The 24,615-nt window shown below is 72.5% G+C and carries 26 protein-coding genes and 1 pseudogene; 16 read left to right on the top strand and 11 right to left on the bottom strand.

The genetic code is table 11. The features are described from left to right. The first annotated feature begins 31 nt into the window (after positions 1-31). The 5 genes from ABGB14_RS01780 (at position 32) to ABGB14_RS01760 (ending at position 7,056) form a co-directional block, all read left to right on the top strand. Complete coding sequence (locus tag ABGB14_RS01780; RefSeq protein WP_347641721.1) at positions 32-277, top strand: DUF2630 family protein; 246 nt, start codon at positions 32-34, stop codon at positions 275-277. A gap of 51 nt (positions 278-328) precedes the next feature. Then, positions 329-1,309, top strand: coding sequence for a GNAT family N-acetyltransferase (locus ABGB14_RS01775; RefSeq protein WP_347641720.1), 981 nt, complete (start codon positions 329-331; stop codon positions 1,307-1,309). Positions 1,310-1,353: 44 nt separating this feature from the next. Beyond that, positions 1,354-3,651: a glycoside hydrolase family 6 protein gene (locus ABGB14_RS01770; protein ID WP_347641719.1), complete on the top strand. Its 2,298-nt coding sequence runs from the start codon at positions 1,354-1,356 to the stop codon at positions 3,649-3,651. Positions 3,652-3,701: 50 nt separating this feature from the next. Then, positions 3,702-4,421: a Mut7-C RNAse domain-containing protein gene (locus ABGB14_RS01765; RefSeq protein ID WP_347641718.1), complete on the top strand. Its 720-nt coding sequence runs from the start codon at positions 3,702-3,704 to the stop codon at positions 4,419-4,421. Positions 4,422-4,482: 61 nt separating this feature from the next. Further along, complete coding sequence (locus ABGB14_RS01760) at positions 4,483-7,056, top strand: BTAD domain-containing putative transcriptional regulator (RefSeq protein WP_347641717.1); 2,574 nt, start codon at positions 4,483-4,485, stop codon at positions 7,054-7,056. A 245-nt stretch (positions 7,057-7,301) separates the two neighbouring features. Here ABGB14_RS01760 and ABGB14_RS01755 read toward each other — a convergent pair. Further along, positions 7,302-7,481 (bottom strand): annotated as a pseudogene (locus tag ABGB14_RS01755) (ATP-binding cassette domain-containing protein); the annotation flags it as partial. A 232-nt stretch (positions 7,482-7,713) separates the two neighbouring features. Here ABGB14_RS01755 and ABGB14_RS01750 point away from each other — a divergent pair. From ABGB14_RS01750 to ABGB14_RS01710, 9 genes are read left to right on the top strand one after another with little or no spacing between them, the layout of a single operon-like run. After that, on the top strand, positions 7,714-8,016 hold the full coding sequence (locus tag ABGB14_RS01750; RefSeq protein WP_347641716.1) for an urease subunit gamma: 303 nt from the start codon (positions 7,714-7,716) through the stop codon (positions 8,014-8,016). Beyond that, on the top strand, positions 8,013-8,324 hold the full coding sequence (locus tag ABGB14_RS01745; protein ID WP_347641714.1) for an urease subunit beta: 312 nt from the start codon (positions 8,013-8,015) through the stop codon (positions 8,322-8,324). Before ABGB14_RS01750 ends, ABGB14_RS01745 begins: the two co-directional genes overlap by 4 nt. Then, positions 8,317-10,026, top strand: a complete 1,710-nt coding sequence (locus ABGB14_RS01740) for an urease subunit alpha (protein WP_347641712.1) — start codon at positions 8,317-8,319, stop codon at positions 10,024-10,026. Before ABGB14_RS01745 ends, ABGB14_RS01740 begins: the two co-directional genes overlap by 8 nt. Next, a complete protein-coding gene (locus tag ABGB14_RS01735; protein ID WP_347641711.1) occupies positions 10,026-10,847 on the top strand; it encodes an urease accessory UreF family protein in 822 nt (273 codons plus the stop codon). Before ABGB14_RS01740 ends, ABGB14_RS01735 begins: the two co-directional genes overlap by 1 nt. A gap of 15 nt (positions 10,848-10,862) precedes the next feature. Further along, complete coding sequence (ureG, locus tag ABGB14_RS01730; RefSeq protein WP_347641710.1) at positions 10,863-11,537, top strand: urease accessory protein UreG; 675 nt, start codon at positions 10,863-10,865, stop codon at positions 11,535-11,537. Continuing rightward, on the top strand, positions 11,537-12,331 hold the full coding sequence (locus ABGB14_RS01725) for an urease accessory protein UreD (RefSeq protein ID WP_347641709.1): 795 nt from the start codon (positions 11,537-11,539) through the stop codon (positions 12,329-12,331). The genes ureG and ABGB14_RS01725 overlap by 1 nt, the downstream gene beginning before the upstream one ends. 42 nt (positions 12,332-12,373) lie before the next feature. Next, the gene (locus ABGB14_RS01720; protein ID WP_347641708.1) at positions 12,374-12,880 is read left to right on the top strand and encodes a hypothetical protein; all 507 of its coding nucleotides are present in this window, start codon (positions 12,374-12,376) and stop codon (positions 12,878-12,880) included. 50 nt (positions 12,881-12,930) lie between these two features. Then, positions 12,931-13,755 (top strand): cyclase family protein, encoded by an 825-nt coding sequence (locus ABGB14_RS01715; RefSeq protein ID WP_347641707.1) that lies wholly within the window; start codon positions 12,931-12,933, stop codon positions 13,753-13,755. Beyond that, the gene (locus ABGB14_RS01710) at positions 13,752-15,206 is read left to right on the top strand and encodes an MmgE/PrpD family protein (protein WP_347641706.1); all 1,455 of its coding nucleotides are present in this window, start codon (positions 13,752-13,754) and stop codon (positions 15,204-15,206) included. Before ABGB14_RS01715 ends, ABGB14_RS01710 begins: the two co-directional genes overlap by 4 nt. Positions 15,207-15,239: 33 nt before the next feature. On the opposite strand, the gene era is transcribed toward ABGB14_RS01710, so the two are convergent. The 8 genes from era to ABGB14_RS01670 all read right to left on the bottom strand — a co-directional run bounded on the left by era (position 15,240) and on the right by ABGB14_RS01670 (position 21,287). Further along, the gene (era, locus tag ABGB14_RS01705; RefSeq protein WP_347641705.1) at positions 15,240-16,148 is read right to left on the bottom strand and encodes a GTPase Era; all 909 of its coding nucleotides are present in this window, start codon (positions 16,146-16,148) and stop codon (positions 15,240-15,242) included. Positions 16,149-16,166: 18 nt separating this feature from the next. Next, complete coding sequence (locus ABGB14_RS01700) at positions 16,167-16,643, bottom strand: NUDIX domain-containing protein (protein ID WP_347641704.1); 477 nt, start codon at positions 16,641-16,643, stop codon at positions 16,167-16,169. A gap of 1 nt (position 16,644) precedes the next feature. Continuing rightward, positions 16,645-16,962, bottom strand: a complete 318-nt coding sequence (locus tag ABGB14_RS01695) for a cytidine deaminase (protein ID WP_347641703.1) — start codon at positions 16,960-16,962, stop codon at positions 16,645-16,647. A 101-nt stretch (positions 16,963-17,063) separates the two neighbouring features. Further along, positions 17,064-17,699, bottom strand: a complete 636-nt coding sequence (locus ABGB14_RS01690; protein ID WP_347641702.1) for a hypothetical protein — start codon at positions 17,697-17,699, stop codon at positions 17,064-17,066. 312 nt (positions 17,700-18,011) lie between these two features. Continuing rightward, a complete protein-coding gene (locus tag ABGB14_RS01685; RefSeq protein ID WP_347641701.1) occupies positions 18,012-19,307 on the bottom strand; it encodes a hemolysin family protein in 1,296 nt (431 codons plus the stop codon). After that, complete coding sequence (gene ybeY / locus ABGB14_RS01680) at positions 19,304-19,780, bottom strand: rRNA maturation RNase YbeY (protein ID WP_347641700.1); 477 nt, start codon at positions 19,778-19,780, stop codon at positions 19,304-19,306. The genes ABGB14_RS01685 and ybeY overlap by 4 nt, the downstream gene beginning before the upstream one ends. Beyond that, on the bottom strand, positions 19,770-20,825 hold the full coding sequence (locus tag ABGB14_RS01675) for a PhoH family protein (RefSeq protein WP_347641699.1): 1,056 nt from the start codon (positions 20,823-20,825) through the stop codon (positions 19,770-19,772). The genes ybeY and ABGB14_RS01675 overlap by 11 nt, the downstream gene beginning before the upstream one ends. A 117-nt stretch (positions 20,826-20,942) precedes the next feature. Then, positions 20,943-21,287, bottom strand: coding sequence for a histidine triad nucleotide-binding protein (locus tag ABGB14_RS01670; RefSeq protein WP_132517572.1), 345 nt, complete (start codon positions 21,285-21,287; stop codon positions 20,943-20,945). Between the two features lie 281 nt (positions 21,288-21,568). Here ABGB14_RS01670 and ABGB14_RS01665 point away from each other — a divergent pair, with 281 nt between their 5' ends. Both ABGB14_RS01665 and ABGB14_RS01660 read left to right on the top strand, forming a co-directional pair. Beyond that, the gene (locus ABGB14_RS01665; RefSeq protein ID WP_049573205.1) at positions 21,569-22,081 is read left to right on the top strand and encodes a SigE family RNA polymerase sigma factor; all 513 of its coding nucleotides are present in this window, start codon (positions 21,569-21,571) and stop codon (positions 22,079-22,081) included. Then, complete coding sequence (locus tag ABGB14_RS01660; protein ID WP_347641698.1) at positions 22,078-22,725, top strand: hypothetical protein; 648 nt, start codon at positions 22,078-22,080, stop codon at positions 22,723-22,725. The genes ABGB14_RS01665 and ABGB14_RS01660 overlap by 4 nt, the downstream gene beginning before the upstream one ends. A 15-nt stretch (positions 22,726-22,740) precedes the next feature. Here ABGB14_RS01660 and ABGB14_RS01655 read toward each other — a convergent pair whose 3' ends face one another. Together ABGB14_RS01655 and dnaJ are read right to left on the bottom strand one after the other, a co-directional pair. Continuing rightward, positions 22,741-23,466, bottom strand: coding sequence for a 16S rRNA (uracil(1498)-N(3))-methyltransferase (locus ABGB14_RS01655; RefSeq protein WP_347641697.1), 726 nt, complete (start codon positions 23,464-23,466; stop codon positions 22,741-22,743). Between the two features lies 1 nt (position 23,467). After that, positions 23,468-24,613, bottom strand: a complete 1,146-nt coding sequence (gene dnaJ, locus ABGB14_RS01650) for a molecular chaperone DnaJ (protein ID WP_347641696.1) — start codon at positions 24,611-24,613, stop codon at positions 23,468-23,470. Positions 24,614-24,615: the final 2 nt, after the last annotated feature.

The following is a 24,615-nucleotide window of genomic DNA, read 5'->3' as shown; positions in this document are numbered from 1 at the left end:
CTTCTATCACGGGGTGATTAGAGTCTTGAGCATGCGGGACGACGAGATTCTCACCAGGATCAGCGCCCTGGTCAGCGAGGAGCACAAGCTGCGCGACAAGCTGACGGCGGGCGAGGTGACCACGGACGAGGAACACGCGCGCATCAAGGAGCTGGAGATGGCCCTCGACCAGTGCTGGGACCTGCTCAGGCAGCGCCGGGCCAGGCGCAACGCGGGCGACGACCCCGACGACGCCGCGGCCAGGCCCGCCGGCGAGGTGGAGAACTACCGCCAGTAGGCGGCGGGAAAACCTGTCGCCGGACCGCCGCTGGTGCGCTTTGCTGGCCTCATGCGGATCCAGCCGATCGACCTCGACGACCCGCCGGAGGAGATGGTCGCGGGCCTGTACGACGCCTATGTGGCCGCCGCCTCCGCGGACGACCCTGGTCCCCAGCCGCCGCTCCCCCGCTTCCGCAGGGACTTCTGCGCGCACAGGCCCGGCGGGCGGGCCGAGGTCTGGGTGGCCGTGGAGGACGGCAGGGTCGTCGGCGGCTACGGCATGTCGCTCCCGCTGCTCGACAACACCCACCTCGGCACGATCTTCCCTTTCGCCGTACGACCCGAACACCAGCGGCGCGGGCTCGGGACGGAGTTGTTCGGGCACGTGCTCGGCCGCCTGCGCCATCACGGCAGGCGACTGCTGCTGGCGGAGACACCCGTCACCGGCGCCGGCGCCCGTTTCGCGCGCGCCCGCGGCATGGAGGTGGCGCTCGTCGAGGCCCGCCGCATGCTCGACCTGCGCAAGGTGGACTGGGCGGCGCTCGAACGGATGATCCCCGAGGTCGCCGGCTACCACGTCGAACGGTTCTCCGGGCCGGCGGGCCCCGAGCTGGTAACCGACCTCGTCACGCTGATGGGCGGCATGAACGACGCCCCGCGCGACAGCGGCGTCGAGGACTCGAATTTCAGCCCGGAGCGCCTGCTGCACCGCGAGGAGGGCATCGTCCCCGGGGGCCGGACCTGCTACACCTCGATCGCCCGCCGCGACTCCGACGGCGCCCCGGCGGGCTACACGCGCATCTACCTCGACGCCGACCGCTCTGACGGCTGGGCGGAGCAGGCCGACACGACGGTGCTCGGCGCGCACCGCGGCCACCGCCTCGGCCTGCTGCTCAAGCTGGGCAACCTGCTGTGGTTGCGCGAGCGCGAGCCGCACCTCGAACGCGTCATCACCTGGAACGCCACCAGCAACAGCCACATGCTCGCCATCAACGAGGCCATGGGATTCGAGCTCTTCGACGAATGGACCGAGTGGCGCATGGAGGTGTAGCGCGCATGGATCATCCGGCGCGCGGGGAGCTAACCTGACCCACTATGACCATGGAGGCGCTGAGAGACGGAGACCCCAGGCAGGTGGGCCCGTACACCCTCCTGGGCCGGCTGGGCGAAGGCGGCATGGGCGTCGTCTACCTGGGCCGCTCCCCCGACGGCACGCAGGTGGCCGTCAAGCTGATCCACGCCAGGCTGGACGCGGACGCCGGATTCAGGCGCCGCTTCGCCCGCGAGGTGGCCGCCGCCAAGCGGGTCGCCAGGTTCTGCACCGCTCCCGTCCTCGACGCCGACGTCCAGGGTGACCTGGCCTATCTGGTCACCGAATATGTCGAGGGTCCCAGCCTCGACGACGTCGTCCGCTCCTCGGGGCCGCTCAGGGGCTCGGCTCTCGACGGGCTGGCCGTCTCGATGGCCATGGCGCTGCGCGCCATCCACGGGGCGGGGGTGGTGCATCGTGACCTGAAGCCGTCGAACGTGCTGCTGTCGCAGGTGGGACCCAAGGTCATCGACTTCGGCATCGCGCAGCTCGCGGGCGCGGAGATGAGCAGCACGATCGTGGGGACGCCGTCGTACATGTCGCCCGAGCAGGTGTCGGGCGTCACGATCGGGCCGCCGTCGGACATCTTCTCCTGGGGCTGTACGGTCGCCTTCGCCGCCGGGGGCGTGCCGCCGTTCGGGTCGGGCTCGGTGCCGACGGTTCTGCTGCGCATCGTCAACGAACCCCCCGACCTGCGCGGGCTCACGGGGCCGCTGCGGGACCTGGTGGTGGCGTCGCTGGCCAAGAACCCCGCTGAACGCCCCACGGCGCAGGACCTGATGGACCGCCTCAGCACCTCGGGCTCCGGGGTGAGCACCACCACCGGCCCTGGCACGCCGATCCCAGGAAGGGATGCCGCAGGCACAGGCGGCAGTGCGGGGTCAGGAGACGGGCGACCCGCCGTCGCAGATGACACCGCCGGGCCGGCCCAGGGTCCAGGAAGTTCCGTGGGTCCCGAAGGGAGTCGCGACGGTTTCGGAGGGCCGGCAGGCTCGGGTGAGGACGGGCACAACGGTCTGGGGGATCGGAGCGGTCCGGAAGCGGCGAATGGTGGCGGGCCGGGGGACGTCCCGAGGCGCGGGCTGTCGCGGCTCGCGGCGGCGGGCGGGCGGCGCAAGCTGATGGCGGCCGCCGCGGCCGTGGCCGTGGCGGTGGCCGGGGTGTCGGCGGCGCTCGTGTGGCGTGACGAAGGCACCTCGGGCAGCACGACGGCGTACGAAGCCACCGCCACCGCCGGGCAGAACGGCACCGCAGGTCAGGACGCGACCCGGCCGGCGGGCGCGGCCCGCAACCCGCTGATGGCCCAGGGGAAGGTGCCGTTCTACTCCCCGCCCGAGCCGGGCGCGAGCAGGCAGGCGGCGCTGTGGCAGAAGGATCGCCCCGAGGACGCGGAGCTGATGAGCAGGCTGGCCGCGGTCCCCCACGCCATCCGGCTCAACCAGCCCGAGGTCAGGTCGAAGGTGGACGACACGATCAGGGCGGCCGAGAAGGAGGGCGGTGTCCCGGTGTTCCTGATCAACTACATGCCGGGAAGCGACTGCCTGCCGATCGAGCCCGAGGAGATGGCGGCGTACCAGGAGTGGATCAAGGGCATCGCCCGCCAGATCGGCCGGGCCGGGGCGGTGGTCATCCTGGAGCCGTCCAGCCTCGTCAAGCTGCCGGGGACGGAGAAGTGCGACGCGGACGGCTCTCCCGAGCAGCGCTACCGGGACCTCAGGCAGGCCGTGCGGAGCCTCAGGTCCGGCCCTCGCACGGCGGTCTATCTCGACGGCAGCCAGAACTACTGGCCGGGCACCGACATCATGGCGCGGCGGCTGATCGGGGCGGGGATCGAGGAGGCGGACGGGTTCTTCGTCAACACCGCCGGCTACCAGCGTACGGAGGGAAGCGTCGAGTACGGCGAGGCGCTGTCGGCGTGCGTCAGCGTCCAGCTGGCGACGGGCCGCGACGAGTGCCCGCAGGACGCGCCGCTGGACCGGTCGAGGATGCCGCACTTCGTGATCGACACCGCCAGGAACGGGCAGGGCTCGTGGAGGCCGAAGGAGAAGAAGTACGAGGATCCGCAGGTGTGGTGCAACCCTCCGGGCAGGGGCGTCGGACCGCGGCCCACCACGGAGACGGGCGAGGAGCTGGTCGACGCGTACCTGTGGATCGCGCGGCCGGGCGAGTCGGGCGGCCGGTGCAGGCGCGGCACCGGCGGCGAGGAGGATCCCGAGCGCGGTGTCGTGTCGCCGGAGGGCGGCCAGTGGTGGGGCGACCTGGCGCTGGAGCGGGCGAAGAACGCGAATCCGCCGCTGAGGTGAGCGCGCACCAGGAGATATCAGCATGAATTCCCGCGGTCCGGTCCACCAGAATGGGGATTGTGACTGCACGCCTGCGCATCGCCTCTGAGCTGAGGATGTTCCTGCCGGTGAGCCGGCGACGCGAGTGGCAGGAGGTCGCCCCCGACGGCACCTCCACACTGGGGCACCACGTCGAGTCGATCGGCATCCCGTTGACGGAGGTCGGCCCGATGATCGTGGCCGGCGCCCAGGGCGTGCCGCCGTCCTACCAGCCCGCGCCCGGCGACGTGGTGGAGGTGCACCCGGTGCCGCGCCCGCAGCAGTTGCCCGAAGAGCCGCGGTTCCTGCTGGACGTGCATCTGGGCACGCTGGCGCGGCGGCTGCGGCTGCTCGGCATCGACACCGCCTACCACAACGACATGGACGATCCGGCGCTGGTGGCGCAGGCGAACGAGGAGCGGCGGGTGCTGCTCACGCAGGACCGCGGCCTGCTGCGCCGCCGCGCGCTGTGGCTGGGCGCGTACGTCCGCGGCTCGCGGCCCACCGACCAGCTCCGCGACCTGCTGGAGCGCTTCGCGCCGCCGCTGCGCCCGTGGACCCGCTGCACGGCGTGCAACGGCGAGCTGGAGCAGGTGGCCAAGGTCGAGATCGAGCCGCTGCTGGCGGCCGGCACGCGGCGCAGCTACGACGCCTACGGCCGGTGCGGGAAGTGCGGCCAGGTCTACTGGCACGGCGCGCACAGCGGCCATCTGGAGGAGATCGTGCGCACGGCCCGAGCCTGGGCGCCCTGACACCGCCGCGGTGTGCCATCCTGATCGACATCTCTCCTCGGAAGCTCGAAGGAAGGGTCGTGTGGACTTTCGCATCATGGGGCCGCTCGAGGTGGCCGACGGCGACCGGGATCTGACGCCCACGACGCCCAAGCTCCGTGATCTGCTGGCCATGTTCCTGCTCAACGCCGGCCGGCCGCTGACCGTCGAGCGGCTGCGGCGGCTGTTGTGGCCGCGCGAGGGAGGTGACCGCTCCGACTCTCTCATCCGCGGCTACGTCGGCCGGCTCAGGCAGCTGCTCGGGAAAGACGTGATCGGCACCGTGTCGGGGTCGTACGTGCTGGCCGTCGGCGACGGCGGGCTCGACGTCGACCGGTTCCGGTTACTGGTCGACAAGGGCGCCTACGAGGAGGCGCTGGAGTTGTGGCGGGGCGAGGTCCTGGAGGACGTCGACCCCGAGGGCGAGCGGTGGTCGGAGACGCGCCGGCTGCGCGAGGAGCTCGGCGAGCTGCGGCTGCTCGCCCTGGAGCGCAGGCTGCAGGCCGATCTGGACGCGGGCCGCCATCGCGAGCTGCTGGCCGAGCTGCGCCGGCTGACCCGGCAACATCCGACGTGGCAGCGTTTCCGCGGCCAGTACATGCTGGCCCTCTACCGCAGCGGCCGGCGGGTGGACGCGCTGGCCGCCTACGCGGTGCTGCGCGACCAGCTCGACGGCGGCCACGCGATCGAGCCCGACCCGGAGTTGCAGCTGCTCTACCACCGCATGTTGTACGACGACGCGTCGCTGCACGTGTCGGCGGGCCCGCCGGTGCTGCTGCCGCCCGACGTGGCGGGTTTCACGGGACGGGCCGCCCTGCTCGACCGGGTGATCGGCGGCCAGGTCGTGGTGCACGGCCAGGCGGGTGCGGGCAAGTCGGCGCTGGCCGTGCACGCGGCCTGGCGGGGGCGCGAGAATTTCCCCGACGGCATCCTGTACGCCGACCTGCGCGAGACGACAGCGCCGGCGGCGGTGCTGGAGGACTTCCTGCGCTGGCTGGGCTGCCCGGCCCAGGCGATCCCCGCGTCGCTGGAGCAGCGTGAACGGCTCTTCCGCACGTACGCGGCCGGCCGCGGGCTGCTGGTGCTGCTGGACAACGCCGCGGCCGAGGCCCAGGTGCGGCCGCTGCTGACGTCCTGCCCGACGGTCGTGACCAGCCGTTCCTCGCTCGGCGGGCTGACCGGGGCGCGGCGGTTGTCCGTCGGCGTGCTGGACGACGGGGAGGCGCTCGACCTGCTCGCGAGGTGTTCCGGGCGCGCGTCGAGCGACGCCATGCGCAGCCTGGCGCGGTTCTGCGGCGGCCTGCCGATCGCGCTGCGCATCGCCGGCTCCCGGCTGGCGGCCAGGCCCGAGTGGACCGTCGACTATCTGGTGCGCCTGCTGGAGGACGAGCACGAGCGGCTCGACCGGCTGCACGCGGGCGACCAGACGGTCCGCAGCGTGCTCGCGATCGGCTTCGACGGGCTGCCGGAGCCGGCCCGGCTGACGTTGCGCGGGCTCGGCGCGCTGTCGGCGCCCGACTTCGCCGACTGGGTGACCGAGCAGCTCGGCGGGCAGGCCGAGACGCTGGTGGACGCGGGCCTGCTGGAGACGTACGGGGTCGACGTGGCGGGCCAGGTTCGCTACCGGATGCACGATCTGACCAGGTTGTTCGCCCGCGAGCAGCCCGTCCCCGGGGTGCTCGCGAGGCTGGCGGCGGTGGTGCTGGACCGGGTGCGGGCGTCGCGGTTCTCCCTGGTGTCGGGCGACCCGGCGACGGCCGTGGCCACCAGGGACATCAGGGAGTCGGTCGAGTGGCTGGCAGCCGAACGGGCGTTCCTGGTGAGCCTGGTCGCCGACCTGCACGCGGCAGGGCTCGACGACGCGTGCTGGCGGCTGGCGCACCTGCTGGGGCCCTTCCTCGAACGCCACCGCTACCTCGACGACTGGCGGTCCGTGACCGGGCCGGCGCTGGAGTCGGCGCGGCGGTCGGCCGACGACGAGGGCGAGGCGCTGATCCTGCTGGATCTGGGCGACCTGCATCTGGCCGAGCGGGAGTGGGAGCGCGCGTACGAGCGGCTGGAGCTCGCGCTGGACATGGTCAGGCGGCAGGGCCGCGCGCGCGACGTCAACCACGCCGTACGCCGGCTGGCCCGCGTCCACCTGGAGCTGGGCCGGCTGGATGAGGCCGAGCGGGCGCTGCGCGCCTGCCTGAAGGAGGCCGGCAACGAGCGCGACACGGCCGACGCCGAGCGGGTGCTCGGCGCGGTGCTGCGCCGCGCCGGCCGGCTGGACGAGGCCGGCGGGTTGCTGGCGGCCGCCGTCGGGCGCCTGGCTGAGCTGGGCGACCGGCACCGGCAGGCCGACACCCTGCTCGACCTGTCGGCGGTACGCCTGGCGCAGGCCGCCAGACCGGCCGCCAGGGCCGCCGCCGAGCAGGCGAGGGGCATCGCCGTACGCCTCGGCGACCGGCTGCTCGACGCGCACGCGCTGCTGGCCCTGGCCCGGGTCAACCGGGCGGAGGGCGCGACCGGGCGGGCGCGCGAGCTGGCCGGGGCGGCGCTGGAGGTCTTCGAGGCGACCGGCGACCGGCAGGCCGCCGCGAACACGCGGGCCTTCCTGGCGCAGGCTCCGCGGTGACGCCCCCGTCGACCCGCAGCGGGCTTGGGCCTCACACGGCCGGCAGGCGGCGCACGTCCGCGCGGTGCAGGTCCTCGGCCCGGTGACGAGGGCACGGGCCATGGCGAGCTGCTGCTGGCCTCCCGGCAGGTGGCCCGCGCTCCGCCTGAGCAGCGGTTCGAGCGCGGGGAAGAGGTCGAGGGCCTCGTCGACGCCTGCTTGGGCTGCTTGGCGGCCTCCAGGGTCACCAGCGGGTTGCCCTGGACGGACAGCTTGGGGAAACACTGGTGGCCCTGCGGTACGTACCCCATGCCGAGCCGCACCCGCCCGTGCGGCTTGAGCCCGGTGACGTCGCGGCCGTCGAACGTGACCGTGCCGGCCGCCGCGGGCAGCACCCCCATGACGGTGTCGAGCAGCGTGGGCTTGCCGACGCCGTTGCGTCCCATGACGCACACGAGTTGCCCCAGCCCGACCTCCAGCGAGACGCCGAACAACACGCGCGCCCTTCCGTACCCCGGCTCAAGGCCGGTTACCGCCAACATCGCCCGCGTGTAAAAGGCGATTACCCGACGTTCATAGGCGCACTTATCCCGACATACGGCGGTTCAGCGCGAGAGCGAAACCGACCCGACATAGCGCGGCAACACCCAGGAAACGGCCGGTTCCTATGGTCCGGCCATGCGGCTAACCTCACACGAGCAGGAACGGCTGCTCATCCACGTCGCCGCCGGGGTGGCGCGCGAGCGGCAGGCCAGGGGCCTGCGGCTCAACCACCCCGAGGCCACCGCCGTCATCGCGTCGTTCCTCATGGAGGGCGCCAGGGACGGGCGCAGCGTCGCCGACCTGATGGAGGCCGGGCGGTCGGTGCTCGAGCGCGCCGACGTCATGGACGGCGTGCCGGAGATGCTGGAGAGCGTGCAGATCGAGGCCACGTTCCCCGACGGCACGAAGCTGGTCACCGTGCACAGGCCGATCCCGTGATCCCGGGCGAGTACGCCCATCCCGAGGGCGCGATCGAGCTCAACCCGGGGCGGGAGCGGGTGACGGTGCGGGTGGTCAACATGGCTGACCGGCCGGTGCAGGTGGGTTCCCACTATCATTTCGCGGCCGCCAACCCGGGGCTGGAGTTCGACAGGAAGGCGGCCTGGGGGATGCGGCTCGACGTGCCGTCGGGGACGGCGACGAGGTTCGAGCCCGGCGTCGAGCGCGATGTGACGCTGGTGCCGATCGCGGGCGGCCGGGTCGTGCCGGGCCTGCGGCAGGAGTGGGCGGGGCCGCTCGATGGGTGACATCGCGCGTGCCCGCTACGCGGCACTCTACGGACCCACCACCGGCGACCGGATCCGGCTGGCCGACACCGACCTGTTCATCGAGGTCACCGAGGACCGCGCGATGGGCCCGGCGGGGGCCGGCGAGGAGGCCGTCTTCGGCGGCGGCAAGGTCATCCGCGAGTCGATGGGCCAGGCGCGGACCACCCGCGTGGAGGGCGCGGCCGACCTGGTCATCACCGGGGCGGTCATCCTCGACCACTGGGGCGTGGTGAAGGCCGACGTCGGCGTCCGCGACGGCCGCGTGTACGCCATCGGCAAGGCCGGCAACCCCGACACGATGGACGGCGTCGACCTGGTCATCGGGCCGTCCACGGAGGTGCTCGCGGGCAACGGCAGGATCCTCACCGCCGGGGCCGTCGACTCCCACGTCCACCTCATCTGCCCGCAACTCCTCGACGAGGCCATCGCGTCGGGGGTCACCACGATCGTCGGAGGCGGCACGGGGCCCGTCGAGGGCACCAAGGCCACGACCGTCACCGGGGCCTGGTATCTCGGCCGGATGCTGGAGTCGCTCGACGCGTACCCGCTGAACTTCGCGCTGCTCGGCAAGGGGAACACGGTCAGCGCCGAAGGGCTGCGCGAGCAGCTCGCGGCCGGGGCCTCCGGCTTCAAGCTGCACGAGGACTGGGGCTCCACGCCCGCCGCCATCGACGCCTGCCTGAGCGTGGCCGACGCGGCGGGCGTGCAGGTGACGCTGCACACCGACACGCTGAACGAGGCCGGGTTCGTCGAGTCGACGCTCGAGGCCATCGGCGACCGCACGGTCCACGCGTACCACACGGAAGGGGCGGGCGGCGGGCACGCGCCCGACATCATCCGGGTGGCCGGTCAGGCCAACATCCTGCCGTCCTCCACCAACCCCACCCGGCCGCACACCGCCAACACGCTCGACGAGCACCTCGACATGCTGATGGTCTGCCACCATCTCAACCCGTCGATCCCCGAGGACCTGGCCTTCGCCGAGTCGCGCATCAGGCCCGCGACGATGGCGGCCGAGGACGTGCTGCACGACCTCGGGGCGATCTCGATGATCGGTTCCGACTCGCAGGCGATGGGCCGGATCGGGGAGACGATCATCCGTACGTGGCAGACGGCCCACGTGATGAAGGCGCGGCGGGGGGCGCTCGGCGGAGGGCCGGCGGACAACCTGCGGGCACAGCGCTATATCGCGAAATACACGATATGTCCGGCCATCGCCCATGGGCTGGACGACGAGCTCGGCTCCGTCGAGCCCGGCAAGCTCGCCGATCTCGTGCTGTGGAGCCCCGCGTTCTTCGGGGTCAAGCCCGACCTGGTGCTGAAGGGCGGCGTCGTCGCGTGGGCCCAGATGGGCGACGCCAACGCCTCCATCCCCACGCCCCAGCCGGTGCTGCCCCGTCCCATGTTCGGCGCGTCGCCGGTCACGGCCGCCGCCACCTCGCTCCACTTCGTCGCGCCCGCGGCCCTGGACGCGGGCCTCGCCGACCGTCTCGCGGTGCGCCGCCGCCTGGCGCCCGTCCAGGACGTACGCCGGCGCGGCAAGTCCGCGATGCCCCTCAACGACGCCCTGCCGAGGATCGAGGTCGCGCCCGACACGTTCGAGGTCCGCGTCGACGGCGAGCTCATCGAGCCCGCCCCGGCCGCCCGCCTGCCCATGGCCCAGCGGTACTTCCTCTTCTGATGCACCCCGCCCTGCTCCTCCTCACCGACTCCCGCCTCCCGGCCGGCGGCCACGCCCACTCGGGGGGCGCCGAACAGGCCATCGCCTCGGGGGCGGTGCACGATGTGCCCTCACTCGCGCGCTTCCTGCGCGGCCGCCTCCACACGGCGGGCGCGCTCGCGGCCGCCCTCACCGCCGCCGCCTGCGCCTGCGCCGCCGCTACGCCTCCCGCCGCCGCCCCACCACCCGGGCTCCCGGCCGGGGGCGACGCGGGCCCCTGGGCGGTGCTCGACAGGGAGGTCGACGCCAGGACCGCGTCACCCGCCCAGCGGGACGCCTCCAGGACGCAGGGCAGGCTGCTGCTCAGGGTCGCCCGGCGGGTGTGGCCGTCGCCGGTGCTCGACGAGCTGGCGCGGGCCGTACCGCAGCCGCATCATCCGGTCGCGCTCGGGGTGGCGGCGCACGCGGCGGGAGCGGCACCGGGGGACGCGGCGCTGGCGGCGGCGTACCACGCGGTCAGCGGCCCGGCCACGGCGGCGGTCCGCCTGCTGGGCCTGGATCCGGTCGCCGTGCACGGCCTGCTGGCCGGCCTCACGACCGAGTTGTCCGCCGTGGCCGCCGACGCCCGGACGGCCGTCATGACCGGGCACCCCGGCCCCACCACCCCGCGCGCCCGTCCCGATGGCGCGCACGCGCCCCCGCGTCCCGGCCGCCCGGACGCGGGCGAGCGCCCCGGCGGCGCCCAGGTGCGCTGGGCGGCGTTGCCCGCGCACTCGGCGCCCGCCCTCGATCTCCTGGCCGAGCGGCATGCCCGGGCCGGGATCAGGTTGTTCGTCTCCTAGGAAAGGACCTCGACGATGGGCATCCATCACGACGATCACCACCACGCACCCGACGGCCGGGGCAGGGCGCTGCGGCTCGGGGTCGGCGGCCCCGTGGGCAGCGGCAAGACGGCCCTGGTCGCCGCGCTGTGCCGGACGCTGGGCCCGTCGTTGTCGCTGGGTGTGGTGACGAACGACATCTACACCACCGAGGACGCCGACTTCCTGCGCGGTGCGGGCGTGCTCGACGAGGAGCGCATCCTGGCCGTGGAGACCGGCTGCTGCCCCCACACCGCCATCCGCGACGACATCGCCGCCAACCTCGACGCCGTGGAGACGCTGGAATGCCGGTTCGGCCCGCTGGACCTGGTGATCGTGGAGAGCGGTGGCGACAACCTGACGGCGACGTTCAGCCGAGGGCTGGCCGACCGGCAGATCTTCGTGCTGGACGTGTCGGGCGGCGACAAGGTGCCGCGCAAGGGCGGACCGGGGGTCACGGCGGCGGACCTGCTGGTGGTCAACAAGACCGACCTGGCGTCGATGGTGGGCGCCGACCTGGGCGTGATGGCGCGTGACGCGGCGGCCGTGCGGGGCGAGCGGCCGGTCATGTTCACCTCGATCAGGCGGGACCCTGCGGCCGGCGACGTGGCGGGCTGGGTCGCGGAGCAGGTGCGCGCCTGGTCGCACGCCCACCCGGCGCCCATCGCCTGATGCCCGGGGACACGGCCCCCGCGCGCGCCTGCTCGGGACGCCGAGCCATGCGGGCGCACGCCGCCGTGGCGACGGCGCAGGCGCGGGACGGCACGACCGTCGTGCGGCGGCTGGCCTCGGCCCCGCCGCTCACGTTGCGCCAGACCGGCCCGTGTGCCGTCCACCTCGTCTCCACCGCGGCCGGTCCGCTCGGCGGCGACCGGCTCGCTTTGGACCTCGACGTCGCCCCGCGCACCACGCTGGAGCTGGGCTCGGTCGCGAGCACCCTGGTCCTGCCAGGCGAGGGCGTGTCGGAGCTGATGGTCACCGCCCGGGTGGGCGCGGGAGCCTCGCTCCGGTTCGCGCCGGAGCCGACGGTGCTCGCCGCCGGGTGCGAACACCGCCTGCTGGTACGGCTGGCGCTGGAGCCGGGCGCGAGCGTGTCGTGGCGGGAGGAGATCGTCTTCGGGCGGCACGGTGAGGCGCCGGGCCGCTGCCATGCTCGCTTCGACGCCACCTGCGACGGCCTGCCGCTGCTCCGGCAGGAGTTCACCGTCGGCGACCCGGACCTCGACGCCTCCCCCGCCGTCTATGGTGCGGCCCGCTGCGTCGGCACCACGTTCCTGACGGCTTGCGCAGGGGAGACGATCGTGGCCGACGGGGTCGCCGTGCTGCCGCTGGCGGTGTCGGGCACGCTGGTGTCCGCTCTGGCCGCCGACGCGGTGCAGCTGCGCTCGCGGCTGGAGTGGGGAGAACGGGCGGCTCACGAATCGGCGGCGGCTCGCGGGGCGGTGAGGGCTTCGTCGCGTGAGTAGCGGCCGCTGGTGGCGCGGCGGGGCCCGGCTTACCCTGATCGTGTGGCCGACTTTCCGCAGCCCGAGCCCACCAGCCCGACCACCCGCTCACTCGCCCGCTCACCCACCGGGCCGCGCGCCCGCCGCGGCGCCCCGCTGGGCGTCGTGATCGCGGGCGCCCTGCTGATGTCCTGCGCGGTCCTGCCGTGGGCCGGGGTGGAGGCGCGCAGCGAGCTCATCGGCGGTGCGATCGCCGATGACGTCCGCGGCGTCGACGCGGCGGCCGGGGTCTACAGCCTGGTGGCCGGGCTGGCGGCGCTGGCGTGCGGGTTCGCCGGGGTGCTCGGGCGGCCGCGGCTGGCCGCGCTGGCCGCCGTCCCGGGAGGCGCGGCCGTGGTGGTGCTGGTGTCGTTCGTGACCGGCGACCGTGGCCTGCGCGACCGGGTCTCCGTCGACCTCGGCGACCTGCTGTCGATCGAGCCGGTGATCAGGTTCGGCTGGTTCGCGGCGCTGGCGTCGGCCGTCGCGGTGATCCTGCTGGCCGTCGTGGCCCTGGTGCGCCGCGGCTGACGGCCCCGGCAAGGCGCGGACGATGATCGGGTTGCTGCGACAATCTTCGCATGCAGGTTGAACAGACAGGGACGACGCTCTGGCAGCGGCTCGACGGCTCCGAGATCGTGGACCTCGCCCAGCCCATGCGGACGGGCATGCCCCAGTCGCCGAACCATCCCAGGTTCCGGATGGTCATCGAGCGCCGCCACGGCGACATGGTGCGCGAGGACGGCGGGTCGGCCGCCAACGAGCTGATCGTCACCGGCGGGCACGTGGGCACCCACGTCGACGCGCTCGGCCACGTCTCCCACGACGGGCACGCGTACGGCGGGGTCGAGGTCGCGGGCATCCAGTCGCACAAGGGGCTGTCCCGGCTCGGCATCGAGACCTTCCCCCCGTACGTGGGGCGCGGCGTGCTGCTCGACGTGACCGCCGTGCACGGCGTGGACGTGCTGCCCCCCGGATACGAGGTGACCCGCGACGACCTGGAGACGGCGCTGAAAAGGACGGGCGTGGCCATCCGGCCCGGCGACGCGGTGCTGATCGGCACCGGCTGGTCGCTCGAATGGGAAAGACCGTCCCGGTTCGTCGGCGAGGAGGGCGGCGTGCCGGGGCCCGGCGCCGACGCCGCCCGCTGGCTGGTCGAGCGGGGCGTCAAGGTGGCCGGCGGGGAGACCATCGCGTTCGAGCACATCGCGGCGGGACGCGGCCACGCCACGCTGCCGGTGCACCGCATCCTCCTGGTGGAGGCCGGGGTGAACATCGTGGAGACCATGCGGCTGACCCGGCTGCGCGAGGTCGGCGCGACCGAGTTCCTGCTGGTGATCAACCCGCTGCACGTCGTCGGCGCCACCGGCGCCCCCGTACGGCCGCTCGCGGTGCTCGCGTCATGACCGGCCTGCCCGGCGTGACCATCGTCTCCGCCCTCGCCGAGTTCGCCGCGCACGCCCGCACGGGGCTGCCCGCGCCCGTCATGGACGACGTCACGGGTCGCGTGCTCGACATGTTCGGCAACGGCCTGGCCGCCCTGGAGCTCACCGGTCACGACGAGCCGCACGAGGCGGTCAGGCGGCTGGCCGACCGGTGGGGCGGAGCCGGCGAGTCCTCCGTGCTCGGCCACCCGCTCGCGCTCCCCGCGCCGTCGGCCGCCCTGGTCAACGGCACGCTCGCGCACGCACTCGACTTCGACGACACCCACCTGCCCTCGGTGCTCCACCCGTCCGCCTCCGTCGTGCCCGCCGCGCTGGCGGTCGCGGAGTCGGCACGCGCGCCCGGGGCGGCGCTGTGCCAGGCCATCGCCGTGGGCAACGAGATCACCAACCGGCTCGGCATGGCCTCCTACCTGCCCGAGCTGCGCAACTCGCTGTTCTTCGAGAAGGGCTGGCACGCCACGTCCATCTGCGGCACCGTCGGCGCCGCCGCCGCGTCGGCCTTACTCATGAACCTGGACGCCGGCGGCATCGCGGCGGCCATGGGCATCGCCGGGAGCATGGGAGCCGGGGTCATCGAGGCCAACCGCACCGGCGGCACCGTCAAGCGCGTCCACTGTGGCTGGGCGGCCCACGCGGGCGTCGTCGCCGCCATGATGGCCGCCGAAGGGGTGACCGGGCCGCCGACGGTCTTCGAGGGGCGTTTCGGCTTCTTCCAGGCGTTCCTCGACGGGCGTTACGACGCGGCCGCGATCACCGACGGTCTCGGCGAGCGGTGGGAGCTCCTGCGTACGGTCTACAAGCCGTACCCGTCCAACCACTTCACCCATCCCGGCATCGACGCGGCGCTCGCGCTGCGGGCCCAGGGGCAGCGGGCCGAGGACGTGGCGGAGATCGAGCTGGGCGTGGCGGCCGCGCCGCTGCGCACGATCGGCGAGCCGTACGAGGAGAAGGTGCGGCCCCGGACTCCGTACCACGCCAAGTTCTCCGGGCCGTACACGGTGGCCAGCGCGCTGGTCGGCGGCGGTGGGCTCGGCCTGCACCTCGACGACTTCACCGAGGCCGCCTTCCGCGACGAGAAGCGGCTCGCCCTGGCCGCCCGGGTGCGGGTGGTGGCCGACGAGGTGTGCACGGAGGAGTTCCCGCTGGCGTTCTCGGCCGTGCTGCGCGTACGGGCCAGGGACGGGCGGCGGCTGGAGCATCGGGTGCACAGCTCGCGGGGCGGGCCCGAGCATCCGCTGAGCATGGACGAGCTGGAGGAGAAGTACCGGCTGAACGCCTCGCGCGTGCTCCCGCCGGAGGCCGTCGCGGCGCTCGCCCGGCAGGTCCGCGGGCTGGCGGCCCGCGACGACGTCACCGGCCTGCTCCAGCCGGCCCTCGCCGCCGCCCGCCCGCCGTCGCCCGCACAGGACTGAACGGCGCCCCGGCACGCCTGCCAGGTCCGCCCGTCAGTCGTAGAAGCCCAGGCGGCGCAGCTGCTTCGGGTCGCGCTGCCAGTCTTTGGCCACGCTGATGCGCAGGTCGAGATAGACCCGCGTGCCCAGCAGCCCTTCGATCTGCTGGCGGGCCTTGGTGCCGACCTCGCGCAGCCGCCCGCCCTTGTGCCCGATGACGATCGCCTTCTGGGACGGCCGCTCCACGAACAGGTGCGCGTAGATGTCGAGCAGGTCGTCGCGGCCCTCCCTGGGCAACATCTCGTCGACGACGACGGCGATCGAGTGGGGCAGCTCGTCACGCACGCCCTCCAGCGCCGCCTCCCTGATCAGCTCGCCGACCAGGATCTGCTCGGGCTCGTCGGTGAGCCGGCCGTCCTCATAAAGCGGCGGCGACTCGGGCATGTGCTCGATCAGCACGTCGGCCAGCACGCCGAGCTGGTCACCCGACTGCGCCGACACGGGCACGATGGCGGCGAACTCCCCCACCTCCGAGACCGCCAGCAGCTGCTCGGCGATCTGCTCCTTGCTCGCCAGGTCGCACTTGGTCACCACCGCGACGACCGGGGTCTTCTTCACCCCCGCAAGCTTGTCGGCGATGAACCGGTCGCCCTTGCCGATCGGCTCGTTGGCCGGCACGCAGAAGCCGATCGCGTCGACCTCGGTCAGCGTGGACAACACCAGGCTGTCGAGCCGCTCGCCGAGCAGCGTGCGCGGGCGGTGCAGCCCCGGCGTGTCGACGATGACGAGCTGGGCGTCGGGACGGTGCACGATGCCCCTGATGACGCGCCTGGTGGTCTGCGGCTTGGACGAGGTGATCGCCACCTTGCTGCCGACGAGGGCGTTCATCAGCGTGGACTTGCCGACGTTCGGCCTCCCCACAAAGCAGGCGAATCCGGCGCGATGGCTGTCTGGCGAAGTCACACTGTGCATTGTGGCCTATCAACCGACGTGTTCACGCCACCAGGCGAACGCCTCCGGCGCCACGAGCGGGGTCCACGGGGTCGTCTTCATCCCGGCGAGCTCCTGCTCCGCCACCCAGCGGAAGTCGTCGATCTCCACGCCGTCGGGCTGGGGACGCCCGGCGACGACCGCGCAGGCGTACGCCGCGATGACGTAGCCGACCTGGTGGCCGTTGGGGTAGACGGTGCGGAACTCGGGGCCGCCGTACACGCCGATCAGGCCCAGCGCCTCGACCTCGAGGCCGAGCTCCTCGTGCAGCTCCCTGACCACGGCGTCCGCCGGCCGCTCGTCCGGGTCGATGCCACCGCCCGGCGCCGCCCAGAGCCCCACGTCGCCGTGCCGGGCCACCAGGAGCCTGCCCTCGTCGTCGAACACGAATCCGGAGGCCGACGGCAGCATCATCAGGTCGGTGCCGACCTTCTCCCGCAGTCGCGCCAGAAAGGGCGACATCGGCATGTCAGCCCCGCACCGTGCCGTCGGGGCCGGCCACGAGCAGCGCCTTCACGCCCAGCTCGGCGGCCACGGCCTCGTCGGCGGCGCTCGGCCCGCCCTCGCTCACCAGCGCGGCGGCCTCCAGCGACCGTGCCCCGCTGGAGATCGCCATGGCCACCGCGACCTGCACGGCCGACAGCGTCAGCGCCTCCAGCGCCACGTTCGTCGCCGCGTAGGTGCGTCCGGTCTCGTCGCGCACGGCGGCTCCTTCCGCGGAGCCGTTGCGGGCCCTGACGGACCGGGCCAGAACGATGATCTTGCTGTCTTCCGGATCGAGAGTCACGGGACCAGGCTAACGAGTGCCCAGCCGTACGGGTGACGGCGAGGGGCCGGCCTCGCCGGTCCCCGCCATGCCCCGCCGCGGCGGTCGCCGCCATGCCCGCCTCAGCGGTCCTCCGCCATGGTGATGACCGCGTCCACCATCGCACGCGTGCGGTCGGCGTCCACATCCTCAAGGCCGGTGTGCACCACCGACACCAGCGTGTCGCCGGCCCGCGACAGCACCACGTCCATCGCGTACGGGTAGCCGTTCAGCCGGCCGGCCAGCCGCGCGCCCACGGCCTCGTCCCCCACGTCCTCGATCGGCAGCTCGCTCGAGCGCAGGTCGGTGCCGGAAGGGGAGCTGACGCGCCGGCACGACTCCAGCGCGTCGGCCAGTTCGTCGAGGTGGTCGGCCGCCTCGCCGCCGGTGTACCTGGCGAGCGCGACCCCGGCCTGCTCGCCCAGGTCGTCCCCGGCGTAGCTGACCGCCACCTGGGCGGTCAGCGCCTGGCTCGGGGCCCGCCCCTCGGCGGGGCGCAGCATAAGGCGGCAGTTCTTGCCCGCCTTGTCGAACGGTATCCGCCAGGCCTCCCCCGGCCTGGGCGTGAACCCGTCGGGCAGCCGAGGCTCCTCGCTGAGCACCGCGCGCAGCTGCGCCATGACCCCCGGATCAAGGTGGCTCCCCGCTGCCCCGCCGCCGCAGCCGGCCAGGACGCAGGCCAGCAGCCCGCAGCCGACGATCCCTCGTTCGCGCCTCATGATTCCCCCTGGTCGCAGCCTCCCCAACCGGCGAAGCAGCAATCCACCGAAGTTCCCACCAACCCGCAAAAAGGGTGTTCTCATCCGGTTTCCTGGACGAGAACACCCTTGCGCCGACCGACGCCACAGCCCCCTAGCAGGCCGTGACGCCGTCGCCCCCCGGAGCGCCGGCCTGCCGCGAACCCCATCCGGCTCCCGACGCTCCCCGACACCCACCGCACTGGATGTCTTGGTGAGAAGACTGCCGTGCGGAGCTTGCAGACCACTTGTAGAACGCTTGCGGCATCCGTCCGCACAGGTCCCGCTCGCGGGTCACTCCCGCTCGACGGCGGCCGGAACGGCCTCGTCCTCGGGAGGCACCACCCGGCGCACCACCACGGTGCTGATGCGGTTGCGGCGTCCCGCGAGGCTCTCGGCGGTCAGCGAGAGCCCGGCCACCTGCGCGTGCGAGCCGGCGATCGGCACCCGACCGAGCGCGTGGGCCAGCAGGCCGCCGACCGTCTCCACGTCGTCGACCTCGATCTCCGTGTCGAAAAGCTCGCCGAGCTCGTCGACCGGCATGCGCGCGGTCACCCGCATGCCACCGTCGGGCATGGGTTCGACGCGCGGCGCCTCCTGGTCGTACTCGTCGGTGATCTCCCCGACGATCTCCTCCAGGACGTCCTCGATCGTGACCAGCCCGGCCGTGCCGCCGTATTCGTCGATGACGATGGCGATGTGGATCTGCCTGGCCTGCATCTCCCGCATGAGCTGGTCGATGGGCTTGCTCTCGGGCACGTACGCGGCCGGACGCATGATCGACTCGACGGTGTCCTTGCCGCCGCCCTCGCCCGACTCGTGGATCTTGCGGGCGATGTCCTTCAGATAGGCGATGCCGACGACGTCGTCCTCGTTCTCGCCCACGACCGGGATGCGGGAGAACCCGCTCCGCAGCGCCAGCGACAGGGCCTGGCTGATCGTCTTGGCGCGCTCGATGTAGACCATGTCGGTGCGGGGCACCATGACCTCGCGCACCAGCGTGTCGCCCAGCTCGAAGACCGAGTGGATCATCTCGCGCTCGTCGGGCTCGATCACCCTGCGCTCCTCGGCCAGGTCGACCAGGTCACGCAGCTCGGCCTCCGAGGTGAACGGCCCGTCACGGAACCCCTTGCCGGGGGTCAGCGCGTTGCCGAGCAGGATGAGCAGCTTGGGCAGGGGGCCGAAGATGCGGGTCAGGCCGTACACGATCGGGGCGCTGGCCAGCGCGACCGGCTCGGCGTGCTGGCGGCCCAGCGTACGCGGCATGACGCCGACCACCACATAGCTGATCACGATCATCACGACGGCGGCCCAGACGTAGGCCCAGCCCTGGTCGTGCATGAGGTCGATGAACAGCAGGGTGGCGATGACCGTCGCGACCAGCTCGCAGCTCAGCCTGAGCAGCAGCAGCAGGTTGAGGTAGCGCGGCGGGTCGTTGACGATGGCCTGCAGCCGCCCCGCACCCCGCCGGCTCTCGCGCGCGTATTCCTCGGCGCGCACCCTGGAGATGCGCGTCAGTGCCGTTTCCGCACTGGCGATCAGGCCACCGATGATCACGAGGGCGATGACCAGCAACAACCAGGCGTTCACCGCGAGTTGCGCACCTCCTGCCACGACTCGAGGAGCCGGGCCTGCAAGCCGAACATCTCCTTGTGCTCCTCAGGCTCGGCGTGGTCGTAGCCGAGCAGGTGGAGGATGCCGTGGGTGCACAGCAGCTCCAGCTCGTCGGCGGCGCCGTGACCCGCCTCGGCCGCCTGCCTGGCGGCCACGTGCGGGCAGAGCACGACGTCGCCCAGGAGCGCGGGATCGGCGGCGCCGTCGGCCTCGCCGCGCGCGCCGCCGCCGGGACGCAGCTCGTCCATCGGGAAGGCCAGCACGTCGGTCGGGCCCGGCTCACCCATCCACTTCTCGTGCAGCTCGGCCATGGTGTCCTCGTCGACCATCACGATGGACAGCTCGGCGAGCGGGTTGATGCCCATCTCGCCGAGCACGTGGGCGGCCAGGGCGCCGAGAGACTCCTCGTCGACCTCGACGCCGGACTCGTTGTTCAGCTCAATGCTCACGGTCGCTCACCCGCCGCTTCCCCCGCTGCTGGACGGGCTTCAGCTCCTGGGCGGCCCGGGTGGCGTCGTAGCGCCCGTAGGCGTCGACGATGTCGCTCACCAGCTTGTGGCGTACGACGTCGGAGCTGCTCAGCCGGGAGAAGTGGATGTCGGGGATGCCGTCGAGGATCTCCTGCACCACCCTCAGCCCGCTCACCGTGCCCGAGGGCAGGTCGACCTGCGTCACGTCGCCCGTCACCACGATCTTGGAGTTGAACCCGAGCCGGGTGAGGAACATCTTCATCTGCTCGGCCGAGGAGTTCTGTGCCTCGTCGAGGATGATGAACGCGTCATTGAGGGTACGGCCACGCATATATGCCAGCGGCGCGACCTCGATCGTGCCCGCGGCCATCAGCTTGGGGATCGAGTCGGGATCGATCATGTCGTGCAGCGCGTCGTAGAGCGGCCGCAGGTAGGGGTCGATCTTCTCGTAGAGGGTGCCGGGCAGGAAGCCGAGCCGCTCTCCCGCCTCGACCGCGGGCCGGGTCAGGATGATCCGGTTGACCCGCTTCTCCTGCAGTGCCCGCACGGCCTTGGCCATCGCGAGATAGGTCTTGCCGGTGCCCGCGGGGCCGATGCCGAACACGACCGTGTGCTTGTCGATCGCGTCGACGTAGCGCTTCTGGTTGACCGTCTTCGGCCTGATCGTGCGGCCACGGGAGGAGAGGATGTCGAGGGAGAGCACCTCGGCGGGGCGGTCGGAGGTCATGCGGAGCATGGCGATGCTGCGCTCGACCGCGTCGGGCGTGAGCTCACCGCCGCTGCGCAGCACCTCCACGAGCTCCTCGAAGAGCCGCACCACGGTGCCGCTCTCGTCGGGAGAGCCCGTGACGGTGATCTCGTTGCCGCGTACGTGGATGTCGGCCTTGAAGGCGCCCTCGATGACGCGAAGCAGCTCGTCACCGGAGCCGAGGAGGCTGACCATCGGGTATTCGTCCGGAATCAGCACCTTGGCTTGTGTGCGCGAGGGAGGTGCCGTGCGTCGGGATTCGTGTAGTTCGGACATGGGCAGGCCAGCGGCCTGATGCCTCCCGGTCTCTTTCGGTGTCTTCTGAGCCCATCGTATCCGGGACGACGCCGAATGCTCGCGTCAATATCACCGGGTTGGGCAGCAGAGGTCCGGCTAACCCGGCGGCCACGTCAGCGCACGCCCGCCCAGGACGTGGGCGTGCACGTGGAAGACGGTCTGCCCGGCGCCCGGCCCGGTGTTGAACACCACGCGGTAGCCCTCCTCGGCCACGCCCTCCATGACGGCCACGGCGTGGGCGGCCTTGAGCACCTCGTCGGCCAGCCCGTCGTCGGCGTCGGCGAGCGCCGCCGCGTCGGAGTAGTGGCCCTTCGTGATGACCAGCACGTGGGTGGGGGCCTGCGGGTTGATGTCGCGGAACGCCAGTGCCCTGCCGGTCTCGTAGACGATCTCGGCCGGGATCTCCTTGGCCACGATTTTGCAGAAGAGGCAGTCGTTCACACCGGTACCCTATCGACAGCCTCGCCGTCAGGAGTCCGTTGCGAATCGGTAATCAGCTGTGTCGTGCGCAGGAAGATCCACGCGGTTAGGGTGAGTGTGCGACACTTCAGCAAAAAAGAACACGATTCAGGGTCGGGCGAGCGCCACCTGGCGAGGAACACGACTGGGTAATGCACCCTAAGGAACCGGGGAAACCTCAAGAACCGGAAGAGCGTAAACCCTCTGGGAAGGCCGCGCGTCCCACTGATGTGACCACCGAAACCCTTCTGGCCGACAGGTCGATGGGGGCGGTGCCGGTCGGGTGGGATGCCGACATGGCCGTTACCGCGCTCTACAGCGCGCATTTCCGGTCGTTGGTGCGTCTCGCTGTGTTGCTGGTGCGCGACATGGCAACCGCCGAGGAAGTCGTGCAGGATGCGTTCGTCGCCATTCATGGCGCGTGGCGTAGGCTGCGTGATCCCGACAAAGCACTCGCCTACCTGCGTCAATCCGTCGTCAACCGGTCCCGCTCCGTGCTGCGTCACCGCGCGGTCGTCGAGAAATACGCCCCCAAGGGCCTGCCTGACGCCCCGAGCGCCGAGAACGGCGCGATCGGCGAGCTGGAACGCTCCGCCGTCATCGAGGCGTTACGAGCCCTGCCGACCCGACAGAGAGAAGCACTGGTCCTACGCTATTACGGTGATCTGTCCGAAGCTGAGATCGCTCACGCCATGGGCATCAGCAAGGGGGCGGTCAAGAGCCACACCGCTCGTGGCATGGCCGCGTTGCGATCCGTTCTGGAGAAAATGTCATGACCCAGCCCCCCGACGAGTACGGCGACGCGCTGCGTCGTGCGCTCCGTGCGGAGGCGGATGCGGTCGTGCCCTCGCCGGAAGGACTGGAGATCATCCGTGCCCGCATCGAGCGGCGCGGCGTTCGTAACCTGTTCTGGTGGCGCGCGGGGGCGGCCGCCGCCAGTGCCCTGCTCGTGGCGGGGACGATCGTGATGATGGTTCCCGGGCTGCGCTCCCAGATCACCGAGGAGAGCTCCGTCCAGCCCGCCGGTGTCGAGTCCTCCGAGGTCCCGTCCAACTCCTCCACCACCCGCTCGCACGAGCCCCCGCCGAAGAAACCCGTCCCCTCGCGCTCCGAGGTCGTCTTCGTGCCGCCCGAGTCGAAGTCCCCGACGCCGCGGGCCTCGAAGACGGCCGACTCGACCAGGGCGCCGTCGCCCTCGTCCAGCCCCACGCCCACCCCGTGCCCTTCGGCGACCGTCGTGCCGGCCGAGCCGGCGCCCGACTGCCCCACGAGCACCCCCAGCCCGACGCCCGCCCCGGAAGAGACGTCCATGGAGCCCACGGCGTGCCCGATGGAGGAGTGCCCGCCTGGCGACGTCGTGGAGGAGACGCCCACCGGCGGCAGCAGCCCGCTCCTCGACGCCTCCCAGCCGGCGCCCTGACGGCCCTCAGAGGCCCTACCAGCGCCCCGTACGCGTCATCAGCACGGCCGCCGCCGCCACGCCCGCCGTGGACGTACGCAGGACCGTGGGCCCCAGCAGCACCGGCACAGCCCGCGCCGCGCGGAACCTGTCGAGCTCGTCCGCTGAGACACCGCCCTCAGGCCCCACGACCACCACGATGTCGCCGCCCTCCGGCAACTCCACGCCCGACAGCGGCTCGGCCGCCTCCTCGTGCAGCACCAGCCCCAGCGCCGCCTCCGACAGCAGCCGCTCGACCTGGGAGGTGGAGGCGAGGTCGGCGACCTCGGGCAGGCGGAACCTGCGGGCCTGCTTGCCCGCCTCACGAGCCGTGGACCGCCAGCGCCCCAGCGCCTTGGCGACCTTGTCGCCCTTCCACTGCGTGACGCTCCGGGCGGCCGACCACGGCACGATCACGTCGACGCCCGCCTCGGTCATCATCTCGACCGCCAGCTCGCCCCTGTCGCCCTTGGGCAGCCCCTGGACGACGACCAGCCGCCGGCCGGGCGGCTCGACGGTGTGCCGGCCGATCACGTCGAGCCGGAGCGCGTCCTTCAGCACCTCGCGTACGACGCACTCGGCGACGGAGCCGGCGCCGTCGGTCAGGTCGACCCGCTCGCCGGCCCGCAGGCGCCTGACCGAGGCCGCGTGGCGCCCCTCCGGGCCGTCGAGCGTCAGCTCCGTGCCGTCCAGCTCCCGCGACAGGAAGACGGGGACGGTCACGTCACCTGCCGTTGAAGGCGTCGCGCAGCCGGGAGAAGAAGCTCTGCTGCCCGGGGGCGAACTTGCCGGGAGGCCGCTCCTCGCCGCGCTGCCTGGACAGCTCGCGCAGCAGCTCCTCCTGCGCCGTGTCGAGGCGGGTCGGCGTCTCGACGTTGACGTGGATCAGCAGGTCGCCCCTGCCGGACTCGTTGAGCCGCTGCACGCCGCGCCCGTACATCGTGATGACCTGACCTGACTGGGTGCCCGGGCGGACGTCGATCTCCTCGGCGCCGTCGAGCGTCTCCACCGTCAGCACCGTGCCCAGCGCGGCGGCCGTCATCGGGATCTGCACGGTGCAGTGGAGGTCGTCGCCGCGCCGTTCGAAGATCTCGTGAGGCCGCTCGGCGATCTCGAGGAACAGGTCTCCGGGCGGGCCGCCTCCGGGACCGACCTCGCCCTCGCCGGCGAGCTGGATGTGGGTGCCGTCCTCGACGCCCGCGGGGATGCGGACCTTGATCGTCCGCCGGGTGCGCACCCGGCCGTCGCCCGAGCACTCCTGGCAGGGGTTGCGGATGATGGTGCCGAACCCGCCGCACTGCGGGCACGGCCGCGAGGTCATGACCTGGCCCAGGAACGAGCGGGTGACCTGGGAGATCTCGCCGCGCCCGTTGCACATGTCGCACGTGTCGGGGTGGGTGCCGGCCGCCGCGCCCGCGCCCTGGCACACCTCGCAGATCACGGCCGTGTCGACGACCAGCTCGCGGGTGGTGCCGAAAGCGGTCTCGCGCAGGTCGAGCTCGACCCTGATGGTGGCGTTGCGGCCCCTGCGGGCACGCGAACGGGGGCCCCTGGCGCCGGCCGCGGTGCCGAAGAAGGCGTCCATGATGTCGCTGAAGGGGAAACCCGCGCCGAACCCGCCGGCTCCGGCGCCCGCACCCGCTCCGGCGCCGCCGAAGGGGTCGCCGCCCAGGTCGTACATCTGGCGCTTGTTCGGGTCGGACAGCACCTCGTAGGCCTGCGTGATCTCCTTGAACCTGTCCTGAGTCTCAGGATCGGGGTTCATGTCGGGATGCAGCTCGCGGGCGAGCCGGCGGTAGGCCTTCTTGATCTCGTCCTGACTGGCGTCAGGGCGCACCCCGAGGGTGGCGTAATAGTCGCTGTTTGCCACTT

The sequence above is a fragment of the Nonomuraea sp. B10E15 genome (assembly GCF_039871615.1).
Classification (GTDB): Bacteria; Actinomycetota; Actinomycetes; order Streptosporangiales; family Streptosporangiaceae; genus Nonomuraea.
Note: the sequence above shows the minus strand (reverse complement) of the source record. Positions and strands in the feature narration are given on the sequence as shown.